18 protein-coding genes are annotated in these 20,118 nt (G+C 72.6%); 13 read left to right on the top strand and 5 right to left on the bottom strand.

Features of this window, described 5'->3' with window-relative positions; genetic code table 11:
• Positions 1-49: 49 nt before the first annotated feature.
• The 3 genes from ACFRIC_RS02790 to ACFRIC_RS02780 form a co-directional block, all read right to left on the bottom strand.
• Positions 50-631, bottom strand: a complete 582-nt coding sequence (locus ACFRIC_RS02790) for a dihydrofolate reductase family protein (RefSeq protein ID WP_382778679.1) — start codon at positions 629-631, stop codon at positions 50-52.
• A 65-nt stretch (positions 632-696) separates the two neighbouring features.
• On the bottom strand, positions 697-4,875 hold the full coding sequence (locus ACFRIC_RS02785) for a molybdopterin-dependent oxidoreductase (RefSeq protein WP_382778887.1): 4,179 nt from the start codon (positions 4,873-4,875) through the stop codon (positions 697-699).
• A gap of 257 nt (positions 4,876-5,132) precedes the next feature.
• Complete coding sequence (locus ACFRIC_RS02780) at positions 5,133-6,644, bottom strand: hypothetical protein (RefSeq protein WP_382778678.1); 1,512 nt, start codon at positions 6,642-6,644, stop codon at positions 5,133-5,135.
• 598 nt (positions 6,645-7,242) lie between these two features.
• Between ACFRIC_RS02780 and ACFRIC_RS02775 the strand changes: the two genes are divergently transcribed.
• Entirely contained in the window at positions 7,243-7,446 is a 204-nt protein-coding gene (locus ACFRIC_RS02775; protein WP_037622929.1) for a cold-shock protein, read from the top strand.
• A gap of 856 nt (positions 7,447-8,302) precedes the next feature.
• A complete protein-coding gene (locus tag ACFRIC_RS02770) occupies positions 8,303-8,884 on the top strand; it encodes a lamin tail domain-containing protein (RefSeq protein WP_382778677.1) in 582 nt (193 codons plus the stop codon).
• Positions 8,885-9,095: 211 nt separating this feature from the next.
• On the opposite strand, the gene ACFRIC_RS02765 is transcribed toward ACFRIC_RS02770, so the two are convergent.
• On the bottom strand, positions 9,096-9,968 hold the full coding sequence (locus tag ACFRIC_RS02765) for a UbiA family prenyltransferase (RefSeq protein WP_382778676.1): 873 nt from the start codon (positions 9,966-9,968) through the stop codon (positions 9,096-9,098).
• Positions 9,969-10,110: 142 nt separating this feature from the next.
• Between ACFRIC_RS02765 and ACFRIC_RS02760 the strand changes: the two genes are divergently transcribed.
• From ACFRIC_RS02760 to ACFRIC_RS02720, 9 genes are all read left to right on the top strand, one after another.
• Positions 10,111-11,169 carry a type III polyketide synthase gene (locus ACFRIC_RS02760; RefSeq protein ID WP_382778675.1) on the top strand — a complete coding sequence of 353 codons (1,059 nt, stop codon included), beginning with the start codon at positions 10,111-10,113 and terminating at the stop codon, positions 11,167-11,169.
• A gap of 40 nt (positions 11,170-11,209) precedes the next feature.
• Complete coding sequence (locus tag ACFRIC_RS02755) at positions 11,210-11,749, top strand: isoprenylcysteine carboxyl methyltransferase family protein (RefSeq protein WP_382778674.1); 540 nt, start codon at positions 11,210-11,212, stop codon at positions 11,747-11,749.
• Positions 11,746-12,777, top strand: a complete 1,032-nt coding sequence (locus ACFRIC_RS02750; protein WP_382778673.1) for an NAD(P)/FAD-dependent oxidoreductase — start codon at positions 11,746-11,748, stop codon at positions 12,775-12,777. The genes ACFRIC_RS02755 and ACFRIC_RS02750 overlap by 4 nt, the downstream gene beginning before the upstream one ends.
• Before the next feature lie 237 nt (positions 12,778-13,014).
• A complete protein-coding gene (locus ACFRIC_RS02745) occupies positions 13,015-13,326 on the top strand; it encodes a hypothetical protein (RefSeq protein WP_382778672.1) in 312 nt (103 codons plus the stop codon).
• A gap of 60 nt (positions 13,327-13,386) precedes the next feature.
• On the top strand, positions 13,387-13,800 hold the full coding sequence (locus ACFRIC_RS02740; RefSeq protein WP_382778671.1) for a hypothetical protein: 414 nt from the start codon (positions 13,387-13,389) through the stop codon (positions 13,798-13,800).
• A 175-nt stretch (positions 13,801-13,975) separates the two neighbouring features.
• Entirely contained in the window at positions 13,976-14,347 is a 372-nt protein-coding gene (locus ACFRIC_RS02735; protein ID WP_382778885.1) for a phage holin family protein, read from the top strand.
• The gene (locus ACFRIC_RS02730) at positions 14,344-14,847 is read left to right on the top strand and encodes a DUF3618 domain-containing protein (RefSeq protein WP_382778670.1); all 504 of its coding nucleotides are present in this window, start codon (positions 14,344-14,346) and stop codon (positions 14,845-14,847) included. The genes ACFRIC_RS02735 and ACFRIC_RS02730 overlap by 4 nt, the downstream gene beginning before the upstream one ends.
• A gap of 136 nt (positions 14,848-14,983) precedes the next feature.
• Positions 14,984-15,310, top strand: a complete 327-nt coding sequence (locus tag ACFRIC_RS02725; protein ID WP_382778669.1) for a plasmid stabilization protein — start codon at positions 14,984-14,986, stop codon at positions 15,308-15,310.
• A gap of 42 nt (positions 15,311-15,352) precedes the next feature.
• Positions 15,353-15,892: a DUF6328 family protein gene (locus tag ACFRIC_RS02720; protein WP_382778668.1), complete on the top strand. Its 540-nt coding sequence runs from the start codon at positions 15,353-15,355 to the stop codon at positions 15,890-15,892.
• Between the two features lie 418 nt (positions 15,893-16,310).
• On the opposite strand, the gene ACFRIC_RS02715 is transcribed toward ACFRIC_RS02720, so the two are convergent.
• Positions 16,311-17,105, bottom strand: a complete 795-nt coding sequence (locus ACFRIC_RS02715; RefSeq protein ID WP_382778667.1) for an SAM-dependent methyltransferase — start codon at positions 17,103-17,105, stop codon at positions 16,311-16,313.
• Positions 17,106-17,355: 250 nt separating this feature from the next.
• Between ACFRIC_RS02715 and ACFRIC_RS02710 the strand changes: the two genes are divergently transcribed.
• The gene (locus ACFRIC_RS02710; RefSeq protein WP_382778666.1) at positions 17,356-18,813 is read left to right on the top strand and encodes an MFS transporter; all 1,458 of its coding nucleotides are present in this window, start codon (positions 17,356-17,358) and stop codon (positions 18,811-18,813) included.
• 261 nt (positions 18,814-19,074) lie between these two features.
• Positions 19,075-20,010 carry a GNAT family N-acetyltransferase gene (locus tag ACFRIC_RS02705; protein WP_382778665.1) on the top strand — a complete coding sequence of 312 codons (936 nt, stop codon included), beginning with the start codon at positions 19,075-19,077 and terminating at the stop codon, positions 20,008-20,010.
• Positions 20,011-20,118 lie beyond the last annotated feature (108 nt).

Raw genomic sequence — 20,118 nt, 5'->3', positions numbered from 1 at the left:
CGCGGTTGAGGCGTCCGATGGTGTCGGGCCCCATGTCGGCTCGGATCGGTCAACGGCGCACCCGGTAGCGCAGGTGAAGCACCCGGTCGCCCCGAATCACCACGTCAGGATCCTCCAACAGGTGCTGCGCGTGGACCGACCCGAAGTAGCGCTTGCCGGACCCGAACACGACGGGTACGACGTCCATGCGCACCTCGTCGATCAGCCCCGCGGCGAGCACCTGGCCACCGACGTCGCCGGCGGCGACCTCGACGATGCGGTCACCCGCGAGCTCCTGCGCCACGGTCATGGCCGCCTCGACGCCGTCGACGAAGTGGAACGGCGCCTCGGGGTCCCAGCCCTCGGGCTCCGGCCGGTGCGTCACGACGACCACGTGGTCGATCCCGCCCGGAGGCTTGCCCTCCCAGCCGTCCGTCAGGTCGAAGACGTGGCGGCCGACGATGGTCACCCCGATCCGGTCCCAGTACGGCCGGGTGTAGTCGTAGGACGTCTGCGACACCTTCACCGCGCCGCTCTCGTCCAACGGGACGTCACCGCTGGACAGCCAGTCGAACAGCGGCCCGGGCTGGTCGTCCTCGTCCGCGACGAAGCCGTCCACCGACACCGAGCTGTACATGACCACCTTGCCCACGGAGGCCCTCCTCTGCTCTGAGGTGTCCCAAATTACCCGTGTCGTGAGGTCACGTCGCTCACGCGTCAGTACACGTCGCGCACGTACCGCTTCTCCGCCGTGAGCTGCTTGACGTACGCGGCGGCGCCGTCCTGGCCGAGCCCGCCATGGGCGACCGCGATGTCCCGCAGGGCCTGGTCGACGTCCTTGGCCATGCGGGAGGCGTCGCCGCACACGTACAGGTGCGCCCCGTCGCGGAGCCAGGACCACAGTTGGGGACCGCGTTCGCGCATCCGGTCCTGGACGTACACCTTGGCCCGCTGGTCGCGGGAGAACGCCGTGTCCAGCCGGCTGAGCGTGCCGTCGGCGAGGAACGCGTCCAGCTCGTCCTCGTAGTAGAAGTCGGTGGCCCGGTGCTGCTCGCCGAAGAACAGCCAGTTGGGCGCGCGGTGGCCGAGCGCGCGCCGCTCGTCCAGGAAGCCCATGAACGGCGCGATCCCGGTGCCGGGGCCCACCATCACCATGGGGGTGTCGGGGTCGGCCGGCGGCCTGAACCTCGGAGAGGACTGCACGAAGACCGGCACCGGTGTGCCGAGGGGCGCGTCGGCGAGGAAGGGCGAGCAGACGCCCTGGCGCGGCCGCCCGCCCGGGGTCTCGTAGCGGACGACGGAGACCGTGAGCGAGACGAGGTGGGGGTCGGTCAACGGGCTGGAGGATATGGAGTACAGCCGGGGCTGGAGCGGCCTCAGCACGTCGGCCCACTCCTGGGCGTCGGCCCGGACCGGGTGCTCGGCGACGAGGTCGACCGCCTGACGGCCCCAGGACCACCGGGCCAGTTCGTCCTTGTTGTCGGGGCGCAGCAGCTTCTTCAGGACCCGGTCGTGGGTGCGTTCGGCGACGAAGCGCAGCAGCCCGGGAGTGATCCGGGTGATGTCCAGGTGCCGGTGCAGCGCGTCGAAGAAGGGGAGCTCCCCGGTGTCTTCCAGACGCACGGTGCCGTCCGGCGCGAGCCCGGTGGTGGCCAGCCATTCCGTGACGAGACCGGGGGAGTTGACGGGGCGTACGCCGAGGGCGTCGCCCGCCCGGTAGAGGAGCGGGCTCTCGCTGTCGCGGGTGTCGAAGGTGAAGCGCCGGACCTCCTTGCCCGCGCCCGGCAGACTGAGGAGCTGATTTCCGGTGAGCCGGGCCGTGACGGGGTCAGGCCGCTTCGTCGGCACGGCGGACGGGGGTGCGGGAGACGGCGGTGCGGTGGACGGCGGTGCCGGGGGAGCCGGTGCCCCGGGCGTCCCTGGAGAGGTCGCCTCGGTGGAGTCGGTCAGGGAGGCGAGGACCTGGTCGAGCCAGGCCGTGGCCGAGGGCCCGTAGTCGGGTTCGCAGTCCGTGCGCGGGGCGAGGCGTACGGCCCCGAGTTCGTCGAGGCGCTGGTCGAGGCGGCGGCCGTGCCCGCAGAAGTCGTCGTAGGAGGAGTCGCCGAACGCGAGGACGGCGTAGCGCAGGCCGTCCAGTCGGGGTGTGTCGGGTGCGGCCAGCGCGTCCCAGAACCCCGAGCCGTTGTCGGGCGCGTCGCCGTCCCCGAAGGTGCTGGTGATCAGCAGGACGTCGGCACCGGCGGGCAGTTCGCCCGGGTGGGCGTCGTGCATGCCGACCAGCGTGGCCTTGTGCCCCGTGGTGGTGAGCCGGTCGGCGGCGGCCGTGGCGAACTCCTCGGCGTTGCCGGTCTGCGAGGCCCACAGGACGACGACCTCCCGGACGGGGCCGGCGGCCGCGAGGGTCGGGGCCGGGTTCGGTGTCGCGGGAGCCGTCCGCGAGTACATGCCGGCGAGCACGCCGTTCACCCACAGCGCGTGCTCGGCGCTGAACGGCGCGCCCGGAGGCAGCACCGGCACGCCGGGGGCGCCCGATTCGAGACCGGCGAGGAAGCCGATCAGGTACTGCCGCTCGTGCTCGGCGAGGACCGGAGGCGGGGCGGGCGCGAGCCCGAAGACACCGGAGTGATCGGCGTGACCGGCCGGACCGGCGTGACCGGCGGCCAGGGCGGCCGGCACGGCAGTCCCTGCGGACGCGGCGGCCGTAGCGCCGGCCGGACGCGCCTCGACACCGGCCCCGTTCACCGCCGTACCGGCCCCGGCGGCCGTGCCCGTCGCCGCGACCCCGGCGGTGTGCGGCGCGACGACCGACACCGCAGTCGCCACCTTGGCCAGCGACACCGCGCACACCTTGAACTCCGGCTGGAAGGACAGCGGGTCCACGGCGTCGCTGGTGACGGCGTTGACACTCAGGTACTCACCGAACAGGTCGTTCCAGTGGAAGGGCGCGAAACAGCAGCCGGGCCGCACCCGGTCGGTCACCACCGCGGGCAGCACCGCCCGGCCGCGCCGCGACGCGACCTCCACCGAGTCGCCGTCGGCGACACCGAGCGCGGCCGCGTCCTCCGGGTGCAGCTCCACGAAGGGCCCGGGGTTGAGCTTGTTGAGCTTGGCGACCCTGCCGGTCTTGGTGAGGGTGTGCCACTGGTGCTGCACCCGGCCGGTGTTCAGGACGTACGGGTAGTCGTCGTCCGGCATCTCGGCGGGCGGCAGATGCGGGCGGGCGTGGAACACCGCACGGCCACTCGCCGTCGGGAAGACCGGACCGCCGCCCTGCCCGTCCACGTACCGGATGGGGTTGCGGTCGGGACCGTCCTCCCGCGCGGCGGGCCACTGCACGGACGTGGACCGCAGCCGCTCGTAGCTCACGCCGCGCAGGTCGTACCCGGTCTTGGGGTTGTGGGCGCGCTTGATCTCCTCGAAGACCTCTTCCGCGCTGTCGTACGTGAAACCCCGCTCGTAGCCCATCGCGCGGGCGACGGCGGCGATGATCCGCCAGTCCGCCATCGCCTCCCCGGGGGGATCGGCCGCGGGCCGGGCGAGGGTCACATTGCGTTCGCTGTTCACGAGGACGCCCTCGGTCTCGGTCCACAGCGCTCCCGGCAGGACGACGTCCGCGTACGCGTTGGTCTCCGTCTCGGCGAAGACGTCCTGGGCCACGACGAACTCCGCCCGCTCCAGGCCCTCGATCACGGTCCTGCGGTTGGCCACGGAGGCGACCGGGTTGGTGCAGATGATCCAGCAGGCCTTGATCTCCCCGTCGGCCATCCTCCGGAACATGTCGACCGTGCCCTGGCCCGCCCCGTCCTCGCGGAGCGTGCCGGGGGCCAGCTCCCACAGCTCCTCGACGAAGGATCGGTCCTCCGCGACCAGGACCGACCGCTGGCCGGGCAGTCCCGGACCCATGTACCCCATCTCCCGGCCGCCCATGGCGTTCGGCTGGCCGGTCAGCGAGAAGGGGCCGCTGCCGGGCCGGCAGATCGCGCCGGTCGCCAGGTGCAGATTCACCAGCGCGTTGGTGTTCCAGGTGCCGTGCGTGGACTGGTTGAGGCCCATGGTCCAGCAGCTCGTCCACTCCCCGGCCTCGCCGATGAGCCGGGCCGCCTCGCGGATGTCGTCCTCCGGCACGCCCGTGATCGCGGCGACGGCGGCGGGCGGGTAGTCGGCCAGGAACTCCGGCATCGCCTCCCACCCCTCGGTGTGCGCGGCGATGAACGCGGGGTCGGTGTGCCCGTTCTCGTACAGCAGGTGCAGCAGACCGTTGAGGAGCGCCAGGTCCGTTCCGGGCCGCACCGGCAGGAACAGGTGGGCCTTGTCGGCGGTCGCGGTGCGCCGGGGGTCGACGACGATCAGTTTGGCGCCCGACTTGACCCGCTCCATCATGCGCAGGAACAGGATCGGATGGCAGTCGGCCATGTTGGAGCCGATCACCAGGAAGACGTCGGCGTGCTCGAAGTCCTGGTACGAGCCGGGCGGGCCGTCCGCACCCAGCGACAGCTTGTATCCGGTGCCCGCGCTGGCCATGCACAGCCGGGAGTTCGACTCGATCTGGTTGGTCCCGACGAACCCCTTGGCCAGCTTGTTCGCCAGGTACTGGGCCTCCAGGCTCATCTGCCCGGACACGTAGAGGGCGAAGGCGTCGGGGCCGTGCTCGTCGATCACCGCCCTGAACCGGCGGGCCGTCTCGGCGATCGCGGCGTCCAGCGGGGCGGGCCCGGCCTCCGCTCCCCGCTCGGTCCGCACCAGCGCCGAGGCCAGCCGTCCGGGGGCGGCGAGCATGTCGGCCGTCGTGGCTCCCTTGGTGCACAGCCGCCCGAAGTTGGCGGGGTGCGCCTTGTCTCCGGACGCCTTCAGGACGGTACGCCGTCCGTCGGGACCCATCGCGACGTCGAGGACCATCCCGCAGCCGACACCGCAGTACGAGCAGACCGTCCGCACCTGCTGGGTGGTCGTGGTCACGAGCGGCCCTCCGTGTGATCGGCACCTGTCTCCACCGACGCTACGAAGATCCCATTACGCGGTTGTCACGCGACTCGATCACCACCGGTTACGCGCCCCACACACCGCCACCGCGAGCCCTGTGAGGTGGTGTCCGTGGGTGTGGCCTGCGCCGACGGCGGGACGCCCGGTCCGGTGCCGGACGCCCCGCCGTCGCGTCAGTAGCCGAAGCTCGACGTGGTGTACGCGCACTCCGTGTAGATGTAGCCCGGCGACAGCTTGGCGGTGTCCGAGGCGGGGGACTTGCCCGTGGCGCTGCGGGACTTGTGCACGAAGTAGGTGGTGCCGACGGGCAGCCGGATGGTCCGCTGCGGGTAGTGCTTGCCGCTGTCGCTGCACGGTTTGAAGCCGATCCCCAGCGTGCTGCCCAGCGAGTACGAGGTGCAGCCCTTGCAGGCCTTGAGGTTGAAGCTCCCCGTCACGGGTCCCGTGTACAGGACGGTGATCTCGTCGGGGCTGTCGTTCTTGACCGTGACGGCGATGCTGCCGCCCGAGGCGGTGGTCGGCAGACGCTTGCCGGCCGCCGGCACGGTCTGCGCGACCTCCGCGGCGATGGCGATCTTCTGGGCGCGGGCCCGGTTCTTGTGGTGCGGGTTGTTCTTGGCGAAGTCGTTCATGGTGGTGACGGCGTCACCGAAGTTCTTGTCCTTGTACTGGTCCAGGCCGCAGGCGTATCCGCCCGTGCTCGCGCTCCGCGAGGCGCGGTCGGCGTCCTTGCCGAGGGCGTCGGACAGACCGGCCTCGTCCCCGGGCAGTCCCCGGACCTGGGTGGCGAGGCCGTCGAGCTGCTTCACGGCGTCGCACGGGTCGTCGCCGCCCACCGAGCCGACCGCCTTGTCGACCGCGCTCTTCACGGCGGGTTCGACCTTCCCGGCCTGCGCGGACCTGGGGAAGGTCGACAGAAGCTCGCCGAACTGCGCGGTCCAGCCCTCGTTCCCGCCGCTCAGCGACGCGGCCGCGCACTCGTAGAGCGACGTCGCCAGCCGGTCGTCGGGCCAGTCGGCGAGATCTCCCACCGCCTTCTTGTCCATCGTGCTCGGCACCGTACGGAGGTACTTCAGGGGCTGGACGGCGGCGCAGTAGTCCTTGCGCGTGTACGGGGCGCCGACGGTGGCGTAGTACGTCTTGAGCCGCCCGGGCACACGCGAGGCCGCGCGGGAGTCCGGGTGGTCCTCGCGCAGAGCGTTGTACGCGGACAGGGCACGGCGATAGCCGGCCTCGCCGTTCGCGAAGTCCGACTTCCCGGAGCGGACGACCAGCTCGTCGGCCCGGTCGAGCCGGTCGAGGAGCATCTGCTCCGTCGCCTCGTCACGCGCCCCGTCGTACAGGACGACGCCGGTGGCGGGCACGGCCAGCAGGACGACGCCGAGCACGGCCGCGATCAGGGCGCTCGGCAGCAGCGCGAGCCGGCTCCGCAGGCCCACGGACGCGCCGTGCGCGGCGGCCAGCACGAGGAAGGCCAGATAGAGCACGACCGCCGTACCGGGGACCCCGTCGGGGTCCGCGGGCAGGGCCACCAGCAGCAGGAGCCCGGTCGCGACCCAGCACACGGCCATGAGCACCCAGCGGCGCAACACGGCGTATCCGAGCCCGAGCCCGCTGAGGTTCAGCAGCGCCACCGCGACGGCCCGCCACGGATGCGCCGGACCGGGCGGTGGCGCGGTCGGCATCGGCGGCACGACAAAGCCGTCACGAGCACCTTGATGATCCCAGGACATGACGGTTCCCCCCGTCGATCACGCCTGAAGCTACCTGACTTGTCAGCGTACGGACAGTCAGCGACCGGCGACAGAGCCCGCATCCAGCCTGTACGACCCACTCACCACACCGGCCGACAGCCGCCCCGCGCGTCGCGCCGCCCGCCCCGCACCGCGCCGACCGATGCCGCCGTGGCCGATCGGGCCTTCATGCCATGTCCTGCGTCGCGTGCGACGGACCCGGCCGGTGCTCCCTTTCGGCGCCGACCTGACGGGTGGTTCGTGACCCCGGGACATGGGCCGACCGCGTCGCGACGTCCCTCGACGACCGCGGCCGAATGCGGACATCCGGCCATGGTGGGGTGTGTGTGGCTGCAGTGGCGCTCCACCTGACGGCCCTCGCTCTCTGGTGAGAGGCGCTCTCGCCGTGTAACGTCGCCGCCAGATGTCGTGGTTCGCAGTACCTGCCCGCGCCGTGGTGCGGGCGTTTTGCTGTGCAGTGCCCGAGGACCAGGACGACTACCTCCGGGTCCGCGCGGTGCGGACCCGTCATCGAGTGAGAGGCACTGGCATGGCCAGCGGAACTGTCAAGTGGTTCAACGCCGAAAAGGGTTTCGGCTTCATCGCGCAGGACGGCGGCGGCCCCGACGTCTTCGCCCACTACTCCAACATCAACGCCACTGGCTTCCGTGAGCTCCAGGAAGGCCAGGCCGTGACGTTCGACATCACCCAGGGCCAGAAGGGCCCGCAGGCGGAGAACATCACCCCCGCCTGATCCCGCGTCACGCCGGCACGGCGCCTCGTCGCACATCCGCGATCGAGGCGCCGTGCGGTCGGCGGACCACCCGGGCCCCCGTCCTCCCAAGAGGGGCGGCCGGTCCGTGCACGGACACCGCGGCAGCGTGCGACACGCCCGCGCGCGGGGACGAACCCGCCCCTTCCGGCGCCACCGGCGCCGATGCTCCGACGGCACCCTCGCGGCGCCGTCCTCCCTCGTCAGCGCCCCACCACCTCGCGCAGGCCGTGCCGAGGCGCACGAACTCTCGCGGCCCGGCGCTCGACGACGGTCCCGCCGACGCCCGCTCGTCGCGGCGATGATTCCCCCACCGGCTCGACGGTGTTCCTGTTTCGCCGGCACCTGTCACCCGGTCCCGCGGATCCCGGATCCCGGTCCCGCGGATCCCGGTCCTGCCGATCCCGGATCCCGGTCCCGTGTCCCGAGAATCGCCGCTCGGATCCAGTCCCCGGCCTTCCGCCGTGCTTCTCGGACCCGTCACACACGCCGATCCGGACCGGAACGACGTTACTCACTTTAGGGTGAGCGCCCGGTTTGCCATGTTGACGTGAGGGATGTCCGGCTACGGGCTAAATGCTGTAGGAGTACGGGAGTTGGCGATGACGAGCCGTCACTCATCGGCTTTCGGCGGTTAAAGGGCTGATACAAGCATCTGTAACCGACATGTCCGTAATTCGTAACAGCGGTCGGGTGTCGCACGTCCAGGGCGCGGATGTGCAGCAAGTTATGAGTCCTCGGCCACCGGGCCGGGACTCGCACAGGGTCGCACCGTGCGGGTTCCCCGAAAGGGGCGCCCGCACGGGGTGTGCCGGCTCTCGAACCTTGAGGAGCTTTCATGTCCGTTTCCACGTCTGTCACTGTCCGCCGCCTCGTCGCCGCCGCTCTCGCGGCCGGCGCCCTGGTCGGCTCCGCGTCCGTTTCCGCTTCGGCCGCCGAGCCGCGTTTCGAGCGGACCCACGTCGACATCAGCAGGGTCCAGAGCGACGCGCCGGGCTTTGACGACCGCTCCGCCCGTTCCCTGAACGCGGAGTGGGTGGAAATCACCAACTCGGGTCGCCACGGGGTGAACCTGAACGGCTGGACGCTGTCGGACGAGGACGGCAACCGGTACACGTTCCGGCACTTCACCCTGGCCGGCCGTGCCACCGTCCGGGTCCACACCGGCTACGGCCGTGACACCAGCCGCGACGTCTACCAGGACCGCCGCAACGAGGTGTGGGACAACCGCTCCGACGAGGCCACGCTGCGCACCGACCGCGGCCGCTTCGTCGACAGCGTCTCCTGGGGCCGGCACCACGACCGCAACCACGGTCGTGACGACCACCGCGGTCACGGCCGTGACGACAACCGCGGCCACGGTCGCGACGACCACCGTGGCCACGACCGCGACGACCACCGTGGTCACGACGGTCGCTGAACGACCCCTGACGGCACCCCCGTTCGGGGCCGGGTGATGGCGGACGACCGGCCGGGTGCCGGACGCCGCCAGACCCCGTGATCGCTCGGCTCGCCGGACGGAATCGCTGAGGAAGACCCGCACCGCACGGTGCGGGTCTTCCGCGTGTCCGCGTGTCCGCGTGTCCGCGTGTCCGGGGGCCAGGTGCCCGGGTGTCCGGGGGCCGGGTGTCTCAGGCGGGCCCCATCCCGGTGTCGCCGAGCAGCAGGATCACATCCACCGCCGCCACGACGACCGCCGTCACGAACGCCAGCCGCTCCCTGCGCCGTCCCAGCACCGTCCCCGTCACCGCCACCAGGAGGACCAGGACCAGCGCCGTCACCTCGCGTCGGCCGGGCGGTCCCGCCGGTCCCAGGGCGAGCAGCGCCGACGCGATCACCAGCGGCACCGGCAGCAGCAGCCGGGCCCGGTCGGGTCCCAGACGCTGCGGCCACCCCCGTACCCCCGTCGCCAGATCGCCGCGGATGTCCGGAAGCACATCACCCAGGTGCGCTCCGATCCCCAGCAGCGCCCCGGCGCCGAGCACCCACCAGGGCGGCCACGGATGGCCGGGCAGCCCGAGGCGCACGAAGGCGGGCAGCGCGGCGAACCCCAGGGCGTAGGGCGCCCAGGACCAACGGGTGGTCTTGAGCCGCAGGTTGTACGCCCACGCCGCACCGACCGCGGCCAGGTGCACGGCGCCCGCCCCGAGGCCGCAGAGCAGCGAGAGGGGTACGCACAGCGCCAGCGCCGCGTAGGCGGCGGTCCACACCCGGCCCGCGCCGATCGCGCCGTCCACGACGGGCTTGCCGCGGCGGCCGGCCGCGATGTCCCGCCGCGCGTCGAACGCGTCGTTGCACCAGCCGACGGACAACTGCCCCGCGAGCACGGCGGCCCACACCAGCACGCAACCCGCGGGTCCGCGGCCGCTGATCACGGCCAGCGCAGCCGTCAGCGAGGTGACGGCCAGGACGGCGCCCGGGTGGCACGCCCGGGCCAGACCGGCCGGCAGGCCGCTCCCGCGCCCCGCGCCGTCGCCGGCCGTCATGTGCTCGGGAGTACCCACCCGGCGATGGTAGGAGGCCGCGCCCACGCGGCCGGGGCGCGCCACGGGGCGAACGGCCGGACGGGCGATCCCTGGTGGCGCGGCGCCGGTCCGGGGAAGGCCTGTTGGGCAGCCCACCCCAGCCGGTTCGGACGGGAGCCCTATGACGCGGATCGCCGCTGTTCACGGAAGCCTCGCGCCGCACCGCTACGACCAGTCGGAGATCACCGACATGGTGGCCCGCAGGTGTCTGCGCGAGGGCGCCGACCGCCACGCGCTCGACCGGCTGCACCGCGCCGCGAAGGTCCGCGGCCGCCACATGACGCTCCCGCTCGAGGCGTACGAGGCACTGGACGGGTTCGGTGCCGCGAACGACGTCTACATCCAGGCCGCCACGGACATGGGCGCCAAGGCGGTCCGGGAGGCGCTGCGTCTGGCCGGTCTGTCCGCGACCGACGTCGACCTGCTGGTCTTCACCTCCGTCACGGGCGTCGCCGCGCCCTCCGTCGACGCCCGGGTGGCGGGCCGCCTCGGAATGAGGCCGGACGTCCGGCGCGTGCCGATGTTCGGCCTGGGGTGCGCCGGGGGCGCCGCGGGCCTGTCGCGGATCCACGACTGTCTGCTGGGACGGCCCGGACACGTGGCGGTGCTGCTGTCGGTGGAACTGTGCTCGCTGACCTTCCAGCGTGACGACGCCTCCCTGGCCAACCTGGTCGCCACCGGCCTGTTCGGTGACGGCGCCGCCGCGGTGGTGGCGTGCGGTTCCGGTCGTACGGGCGAAGCCGAGGGGCCCACGATCGTGGACACGCGCAGCCGGCTGTATCCCGACACCAGCCGCATCCTGGGCTGGGAGGTCGAGGACTCGGGCTTCCGGGTCGTTCTGGACGCCGACATCCCCGACGTGGTGCGCCGTCATCTCGCCGACGACGTCCAGGGGTTCCTGGGCGACCACGGTCTGAAGACGAAGGACGTGAGCGCGTGGGTGTGCCACCCCGGCGGCCCCCAGATCCTGGACGCCGTCGCCGAGGCGCTCGAACTGCCGGACGGAGCGCTGGATGTGACGTGGCGTCACCTGGCCGACGTGGGCAACCTCTCCTCGTCGTCCGTCCTGCACGTCCTGCGCGACACCCTGGCCACCCGCCGCCCGCCCCCCGGCACTCCGGGTCTGCTGCTGGCGATGGGACCGGGCTTCGCCTGCGAGATGGTGCTCCTGCGCTGGTAGGCCGCCCGGCGCGCGACATGGAACGGTGGGACACGGACACATGGACTGGTACGCACTGCTGGTGGCCGCCGTCGCCGCCGAACGGGTCGGCGAACTCGTCGTCGCCCGTCGCAACGAACGCTGGAGCAGAGCGCGCGGCGCGATCGAGGCGGGCCGGGGCCACTACCCGGCGATGGTCGCCCTGCACACCGCCCTGCTGCTCGGCTGCCCCGCCGAGGTGTGGCTGGCCGACCGGCCCTTCGTCCCGGCGCTCGGCTGGTCCATGCTGGCCGTCCTCATGGGCGCCCAGGCCCTGCGCTGGTGGTGCATCGCCACCCTGGGGTTCCGCTGGAACACCCGGGTGATCGTCGTACCCGGTCTGCCGCTCGTGGCTCGTGGCCCCTACCGGTTGCTGCGGCATCCGAACTACGTGGCGGTCGTCGCGGAGGGGGTCGCCCTCCCGCTGGTGCACACCGCCTGGGTCACGGCGGTCCTGTTCACGCTGGTCAACGCCGTCGTGCTCACGGTACGCATCCGATGCGAGAACCGGGCCCTGGCCGGTGTGGCCGGTGCTCCCTCGATCGGGTCCGTTCCGGCGTGATCGACGTCCTGGTCGCCGGTGGCGGCCCCGCCGGTCTGGCCGCCGCGATCCACAGCGCGCTGGCCGGCCTGGAGGCGGTGGTCGTCGAGCCGCGGACCGCCCCGGTGGACAAGGCCTGCGGGGAGGGCGTCATGCCGAGCGGAGTCGCCGGGCTGCGGGTGCTGGGCGTCGAGCCCGCGGGGAGGGAACTGCGCGGAATCCGGTACGTGGCCGGCAGCGCCCGCGCCGAGGCGTGCTTCCACGGGCCCGGCGGCCTGGGCATCCGCCGTACCGAGCTGCACCGCGCGCTGCACGAACGCGCGCTCGGCCTCGGCGTACGGATCGTGCCGGGCAGGGTGGGGGAGGTGCGCCAGAGCGCGGACTCGGTCGGCGCCGCGGGTCTCACGGCGCGCTGGCTGATCGCCGCCGACGGACTGCACTCCACCGTCCGCCGCGGCCTGGGCCTGGACCTTCCCGGCGGCACGCACCGGCGCTACGGGCTGCGCCGGCACTACCGCGTCGAGCCCTGGACCGACTTCGTCGAGGTCCACTGGTCCGGCCGGGGCGAGGCCTATGTGACCCCCGTCGCCGACGACCTGGTCGGCGTCGCGGTCCTCAGCCGGGTCCGGCGCGGGTACGACGAGCACCTGCGCGACTTCCCCGACCTCACCGCTTCGCTGCGCGCGGCCGGTGCTCCGGCCGGGGAGGGAGCCACCGGCGTCCGCGGTGCCGGGCCGCTGCTCCAGCGGGTGCGCCGCAGGGTCGCCGGACGCGTCCTGCTGGTCGGCGACGCCGCGGGCTATGTCGACGCCCTCACGGGCGAGGGGATCGCCCTCGGCCTCGCGACGGCCGGTGCCGCCGTACGCTGTCTCGCCGCAGGTCGCGTGGGGGAGTACGAGCGGGCGTGGGCCCTGCTCACCCGGCGGCACCGCCTGCTGACCGGCGCTCTCCTGGCCGCCAGCCGCCGCCCGGGCACCGCCCGCCTGGTCGTCCCTGCGGCGTCCCGCCTCCCCCCGCTCTTCACCGCCGCCGTCCGCGCGCTCCAGTAGCACGCCGGAGCGCCCGGACCCGCGGTTCGGGATCCGGGGCCCGGGGAGGCCGTGCCCACGCGGACCCCGCCGCCGCTCGCGCCTTCCCGCGCCCGAGGCCGACACGCTGGGGCTTCGCGCCCCGCGCCGGACCTGACGCGGAGCGGTCCGGCGTTCCGGCGGCCACCTGCTTCATCACGACCGAGAGGGGTACTTGCGACGCGTCACACCCCACCCGCGCGAGGAAAAGAGGACGTCGTGAGCGAGCCCCGCCCGCAAGGCCCCGGGACCGGTGACGGGCCGATGCCGAAGCCCGTACCGAGGGATCTGCCCGATCAGCAGGCGGCACCCGACGAGGACCCCTTGGACGTGGTCGGCGTACCCAGGCCATCGACCGGGAGCCGCCGCACCGGGGCGGAGCGCCGCGGTGCGGACGGCGAGGCCGACGACGCGGAGAAGTCCGGCACGGAGGTCCCCGACACGGACGAGGCGGGCACCGGCCCCAGGGGCGCCCCGCGCTCCGGCAGCTCCCGCCCCGAGCAGCCGGTGCCGGACGAGCCGTCCGCCTGACGTCCGCGGGCGCTCGGGCGGGTGACGCACCGTCGTACCCCAGCGAAAGGAGAGTGGCCCGTGGTCACCGTGTCCCTCACCGGAACGTCCAGGGAGGACGCAGCCACCGTCTTCGACGTGCTGCGAACGGCCTTCCCCACCGACCGGTCCTCGACCGTCCCCGAGGATCCGCCCGGATCCCGTCCCGCCGTGTGGACCGCGGAGTTCGCGCCCGCCGACGACCGCATCCCGACGGGTCCGGCCCCGCTGGAAGGCCCGGTCAGCGCGACGCTCCAGGGCGGCTACCTCGCCGTGGACCTCCTGCGCGAGGCGCTGAACGGCGCCTTCGCCGTGCAGGAGCGGGGCACCGCGTCGGGGGACCAGGAGAAGGAGGTCGACCTGCGGCTCGGGGCCAAACGGCAGCCGGGCCGAAGCACCCCGGACACCGCCGTCGACCCCGAACCGCCCGGCCCGGACTCGTCCGGCCGGGAATGAACGCACCTGCCCTGGACCGCCGGGTTCGGGGTACCCGGTGCGTCAGCGACGGCCGGAGCACGCCGAAGTGCCCGGCCCGGATCGAAGAAGCGGACAGGAGGTGATCACCGTGTCGGATGTACGGGCGACGACCGACGGAACAGCCGAGCCGATACGCGGGAACGGATCGGATCAGGTGGGTGAGCTGGTCCAGCGGGCCTCGCAGCAGCTCACCGAACTGGTGCGGGGCGAACTCCGGCTGGCGCAGGCGGAGATGAAGGAGAAGGGCAGGCGGTACGGGAAGAGCGGCGGCCTGTTCGGGGGCGCCGGAGTGGTCGGCTTCCTGACACTTCAGGCCCTGGTGGCCACCGCCATCGCCGCGCTCGCCGTGACCCTGCCGGTGTGGGCGGGGGCACTGATCGTCACCGCCCTCCTGGGCGCCGTCGCCACCGCCATGGCACTGACCGGGAAGAAGCAGGCCGGCCGGGCGGCACCGCCCAAGCCGGAGCAGGCGATCGAGAACGTGAAGGCCGACGTGGCCGAGATCAAGAGGAGTGCGCACCGATGAACGAACAGTCCGACGGCAAGCAGACGGCCACGACACCCGACGAGGTGCGTGAACAGGTCGAGCGGACCCGTGCCGAGCTGGGGGAGACGGTCCAGGCGCTGGCCGACAAGGCCGACGTCAAGGCCCGTGCGAAGGACAAGGGCGCCGAGGTCAAGGAGAGGACCGTGGAGGTCGCCGGGCAGGCGAGGGAGAAGACCGCGGAGGTCGCCGGGCAGGCCGCCGCCAAGGCGGGCGAGCTGAGGGACAAGGCGTCCAAGGCCGCGCACGCGGTCCAGGACAGGGTGCCCGACCCCGTCAAGGACCGGGCGGCCCAGGCCGCGGACCAGGTGCGGGACACGGCCGCGAAGGCCGGCGGCGTGTGGCAGGAGAAGGCCCCCGAAGCGCTGCGGCAGCAGACGGCCCAGGGAGCGCGGCTGGCACGCGAGAACCGGATGCTGATCCTGGCCGGGGCGAGCGCCGCCGTCCTCGTATGGCTGACCGTCCGCCGCCGGAAGGGGTGAACGGCCGGGGCCCGCGCGGCGCCGACGGGTCCCGTTCGACCGCCCCCTCACACGGGACCCGGGCCTCACGAGCCATGAACGGGCGCGAGGCGGCACGCGCGCACCCGACAGGCCGCGTCCAGGAAGAAGGTGCACCATGCCCGCAGGATCGAACAGGAAGCGCGAGCGGCAGTACGAGCACATCAAGGAGAGCGCACAGGAACGCGGGGAGTCCACGAAGCGCGCCGAGGAGATAGCGGCCCGCACGGTGAACAAGGAACGGGCCAGGGCGGGCGAGTCGAAGACGGCGAGCGAGACGTCCTTGCGAGACCCCGAATCGGCGTCGCAGCGGGGCGGCGAACGCTCGCACTCCGGCGCGCGGGGCCCGACCAAGGACCAGTTGTACGAAGAGGCCAGGAAACGCGGCGTCCACGGGCGCTCGTCCATGAGCAAGCAGCAGCTCAAGAACGCGCTGGGCCGCTGAGGGGCGCGCACCGGCGCCGCACGACCAGGAGAGGGACCGCCGATGAAGGCTGACGTCCGGAAGGACGGCCGCGACGAGTCGCCCGAGGAGCGGGCCGACCGCAAGTGGGTCGACCTGCTCCAGGAGATCCGCGTGGCCCAGACCGGCGTGCAGATCCTGTTCGGCTTCCTGCTGACCGTGGTGTTCCAGCCGTCCTACCGGCGGTTGTCCGACGCGGACCAGACGCTCTACATGGTGACGATCGTCCTCGGCGCCACGGCCGTGGGCGCGCTGGTCGCCCCGGTGGCGTTCCACCGCATCGTGACGGGCCGCTTCATCAAGCCGGAGGCCGTCGTGTGGGCGTCCAGGCTGACCCTGCTCGGCCTGCTGCTCCTGCTGCTCACCATGACCGCCGCCCTGCTGCTGGTGCTGCGCACGGCCACCCACGACGACGGGTACGTGCCCTGGATCGTCGCGGGCGTGGCGGCGCTGTACATCCTGTGGTGGCTCGTCATCCCCGTGGTTCTCCGGATCCGCCTGGGGCGCCACACGGCCGACGACTCTGATTCAGGGGCCGGCCCCGACGACGGTGCCGCGGACTGAACGGGCTGTCCCGGCACATGCCCCGGGTGGGACGGCCGCGGGAGCCGTCCCACCCGGCGGCCGCCGGGTCGCGCGCCGTCCGATCACGCGCCGTCCGATCGCGCGCCGCCCGGAGCCGCGCGGGGCCTCTCGCGGTCAGCGGTTGCGGATGGCGCTGGTGGTGAAGAACCCGGTGGCAGCGGCGGCGACGAGAGCACAGACAGAAAACAGCATGGTTCGACGCACAGGACGTCCTCTCTGACGGAGCGTGAGTTGGCATCCTGCACAACGCCGGTCATGCCGCCGGGGGCTCGCCGCCGCCCCATACGCCACCCGCATGGACGCGATACCGGTCCGCGCCGCACGGATCACCGGGGCACGGCACGTCGACCGTCCCCGGTACCGCTCGGCGATCCGTCGTTCGCCGTCCCCGTACCGCTCAGCGCACGCGGGCCACGGCCGTGTAGATGCCGCTGTCCTCCGGCGCCGGCGCCGGTACCTCGCCCGACTGGACCCACTGCGTCGCCGTCACCAGGCCGGGGGAGACGAGGTCGAGGCCGTCGAAGAAGCGCTCCACCTCGGACCGGGTACGGAAGCCGAGCTGGATGCCGCCCTTGGCGTACTCGGCGGTGACCTGGGCGGACAGCTCGGGGAACACGTCGGAGGAGGCGTGCGACAGCACCAGGTAACTGCCCGACGGCAGCGTGTGGACCAGGTTGCGCACGATGGAGTGCGCGTCCTGCTCGTCAGGGATGAAGTGCATCAGCGCGATCAGCGACAGCGCGATCGGCCGGCTGAAGTCCAGGACGTGGCGGGCGTGTTGGACGATGTCCTCCGGCCGCCGCACGTCGGCCTGTATGTAGTCGGTGACGCCCTCGGGGCGGCTGACCAGGAGCGCCTCGGCGTGACGCAGCACGATGGGGTCGTTGTCGGTGTAGACGACCTTCGCCGACGGCGTGATGTTCTGGACTATCTGGTGCAGGTTCGGCTGGGTGGGGATGCCGGTGCCGATGTCCAGGAACTGGTCGATGCCCTGCCCGGCGAGCCAGGCGGACGCCCGGTGCATGAACTCGCGGTTCTGCCGGGCGGCGTCCCTCGCCTCGGGCGGAAGCTTCTCACCCACCGCCTCGTCGACCGGGTAGTTGTCCTTGCCGCCCAACAGCCAGTCGTAGACCCGCGCGGGATGCGCCTTGCTGGTGTCGAGCGGCGGAAACGACTGTCGGTCGATCGTCATGCTAGCTCCCATCGCACCACGGAAACGCGGCAGGCCAAATGTTCGATCATCCTACTCGGAGCGGTCATGTGGTCGGCACGGTACGGGAGTTGAGAGAGTGAGGAGACGCCCGCACGGCACGCGCCGGGCGCGGCGCGGGTACGGAGAGGACCCGGGGCGGCGCGGCTGGCCGGTCCGGGCTCCGGTTGCGGTGCCCCGCGCGCGCCCGCACGCTGGCTGGAGGGGTGACCCGCGCCAGGGGATGGTCGTCGTGAGCGGATCCGCAGGCCGGACGACGCGGCTGTTCTCGCGCCAGGACCGCGCCGTCATCGCCGCAGCCTCGATCGCGATGCTGCTGGTGGAGCTGGACTGGTTCGCGCTGAACCTCATGCTGCCCGTGATCGCCCGCGACTTCGGGACACCGGCCACGAACCTGCAGTGGCTCGTGAGCGGCTACATGCTGACCCTCGGGGCGCTCATGATCGTCGGCGGGCGGGCGGCCGACCTCTACGGCCGCAGACGGATCATCGTCCTCGGGCTGACGGGCTTCGCCGTGATGTCGGTCGTGTGCAGTGCCGCGCAGAACGCGGCGTGGCTGACCGTGGGACGCGTGGTCCAGGGGATGACGGCGGCACTGGTCCTGCCGATCGCGGTGGCGGTGGTGACGGCGCACTTTCGTGACGCCCGTCAGGGCCGGGCCGTCGGGACCGTGCTCGCCTTCAGCGCGGTCGGTACGGCCCTCGGTCCCTTCGTCGGGGGCTCCTTCGCCGAACTCGTGAGCTGGCGCGCGGTGTTCCTGCTGAACGTGCCGTTCTGTGCGCTGGCGGTGCTGCTCATGCTGCGCTACGTGACGGAGTCGCGGGACGAGGGAGCAGCAGGGGGGATGGACCTGCCGGGCGCCGTCACGCTGGCCGCCGGCCTGACCGCCGTCATGCTCGGCGTCGACCAGGGCTCGAACTGGGGCTGGGCCTCGGCGGCCACCCTGGTGTGCTTCGCCGGGGGCGCGGCGTTGCTGGCCCTGTTCGTCGTCGTCGAGCGGCGGGCGGTGGAGCCGCTGATCGACCTGTCGCTGCTGCACAACCGGCCCTTCGTGACCGTGACGGCGGCCGGGACGGTGTCGAACATCGTGTACTGCCTCGTCGCGGTACTGGCCGCGCTGTATCTCCAGCAGGCACGGGGACTGTCACCACTGGAGTCGGGAGTGGTGTTCCTGGCGCTGTCCGCGGGAGTCGGCGCGGCGAGCTACTGGTCCGGGCATCTGGCGCGGCGGTGGCGGGCGGAGGTGCTGATGGCGGTGGGGCTGCTGCTCAGCGGGGTGGCGCTCGGCGCGCTGACCTGGGCCCGTCCGCTGCCGCTCTACGCCGCCGTGTTCGCCGTCGTCGGAGCGGGCGTCGGACTCGGCTGGGCGCTCACCAACGCGGCGACCCAGTCGTACGTGTCCGCCGGACGGCTCGCCGCCGCGTCGGGTCTGGTGCTCACCTCGCTGGTGCTGTGGGGCGCGGTGGCCGTGACCGTGGCCGCGACCGTACTGGAGGAGGTCAGCGGTTCCACCGGCGGCGCGGCCTCCGACGGCTCGGCGATCGACGGGGTGCTGCGCGTGGTCGCCCTGCTCTCCGTGGCCGGCGCGGCGGTGCTGGTCCCCCTCGTCAGATCCGGCACCGCGCCGCCCGCGAAAGCGCCGGCGGCGGCACCGGAGGGAGTCGACGCGGCCCCGCGATCACGCTCCTAGAGGGGGCAGCCCGAGCCCCGCTCGAACCGCGGTGCGTGTGCGCCGACACGAACGTTCCGTTTACAGAACGTTCTGTTTATGGAACGCTGATCGGGTCACGGCACATGCATCCCCGGCACGCCAGGGGCGGAAAGCCATGCAATCGGCCCGCCGCTCCGGCGTCGGCAAGGGCCCGTGCTCCGAACCGGAGACCGGCCGACGCGATCCGGCGCTTTCGAGCGAAGCCGGCTACGTCATCGAGAGACAGGATGATCCCCGTACATGCCCGTACGTATTGCGCGCCCAGAGGAACTACCTGCCCTCGTCCAGTACTCCGACCAGCTCGAGCGCAACGCCGGGACGGCCGCCTACCTCACCGACCTGCTGGCCAAGAAGTGCACCCGGCCGGAGTGGTGCCTGGTCGCGGAGGACGAGGCCGGTCGGCTCACGGCGGCCACCGCGCTGTGGACCCTCCCCGGGAACGACGTCCCGATGGCCCTGGTGCTCCTTGAGGCACCGTGGGACGAACCCGGCCTGGCCATCGGCCGGGCGCTGCTGGCCGAGGCCGTCGCCTTGGCCGCCCAACTCGGCGCCACCGAGCTGGAGCACGTCACCGACTCGCCCACGCAGCCGCCGCAGTACCAGGCGGAGCCGGAACGGCGGGCCGAGCTTCTCCGCCTGGCGGGCTTCGAGCGGGCCCGTGACGGGCGCCGCTTCCGCCGTCGCCCCGGGGTTGAACTCACCTCGCATGATGACCGATTGACCTGGCAGTCCCTGCTCGCTCTGGGCCGTGAGCCGTTCATCGCCCTCCTCGCCGATGCGCTGCCGACCAGCGCCGACGCCCAACTCGCCGCCAAGGTCGCCCGGCATGGCGCCCGGCGTGCCGCGGAAGGCCTCTTCGCGGACATGGAGGAGTTCTCGTACGAGCCCTCGTGGTGGGAACTGGGCTTCGCTCCGGACGGCACGCCGGCCGCCCTCAGCCTCCCCGCCCGAAACCCCTCGGCCGCGGTGATCGGCCTGGTGGCGGTGTCTCCCGCCTGTCGCGGCAACGGCTATGCGACGGCGGTGGTGGCCCGCGGCACGCGGCTGCTTGTCGAAGCGGGCGCCGAGGAGATCCGCGGTGACTGCGACGCGGCCAACACCGCCATGATCACGGCTTTCGAACGGGCAGGCTACGAGAACTTCGCCGACCGCCAGGAGTTCACCCTCCGGTGGTGACCGGGGGCCGCTCCCGCACTGTGACGAACGCTCAGCAACCGTTCACGCCTCGCGTCCGATCCGTGCGGGTGTGAGCCTCCCGAGTCGGGTTTTGAATCGCGCTTTACA

The sequence above is a fragment of the Streptomyces sp. NPDC056738 genome (assembly GCF_042790435.1).
Lineage (GTDB): Bacteria > Actinomycetota > Actinomycetes > Streptomycetales > Streptomycetaceae > Streptomyces.
The sequence above is the reverse complement of the archived record's forward strand: the minus strand, read 5'-3'. Positions and strand labels throughout refer to the sequence as shown.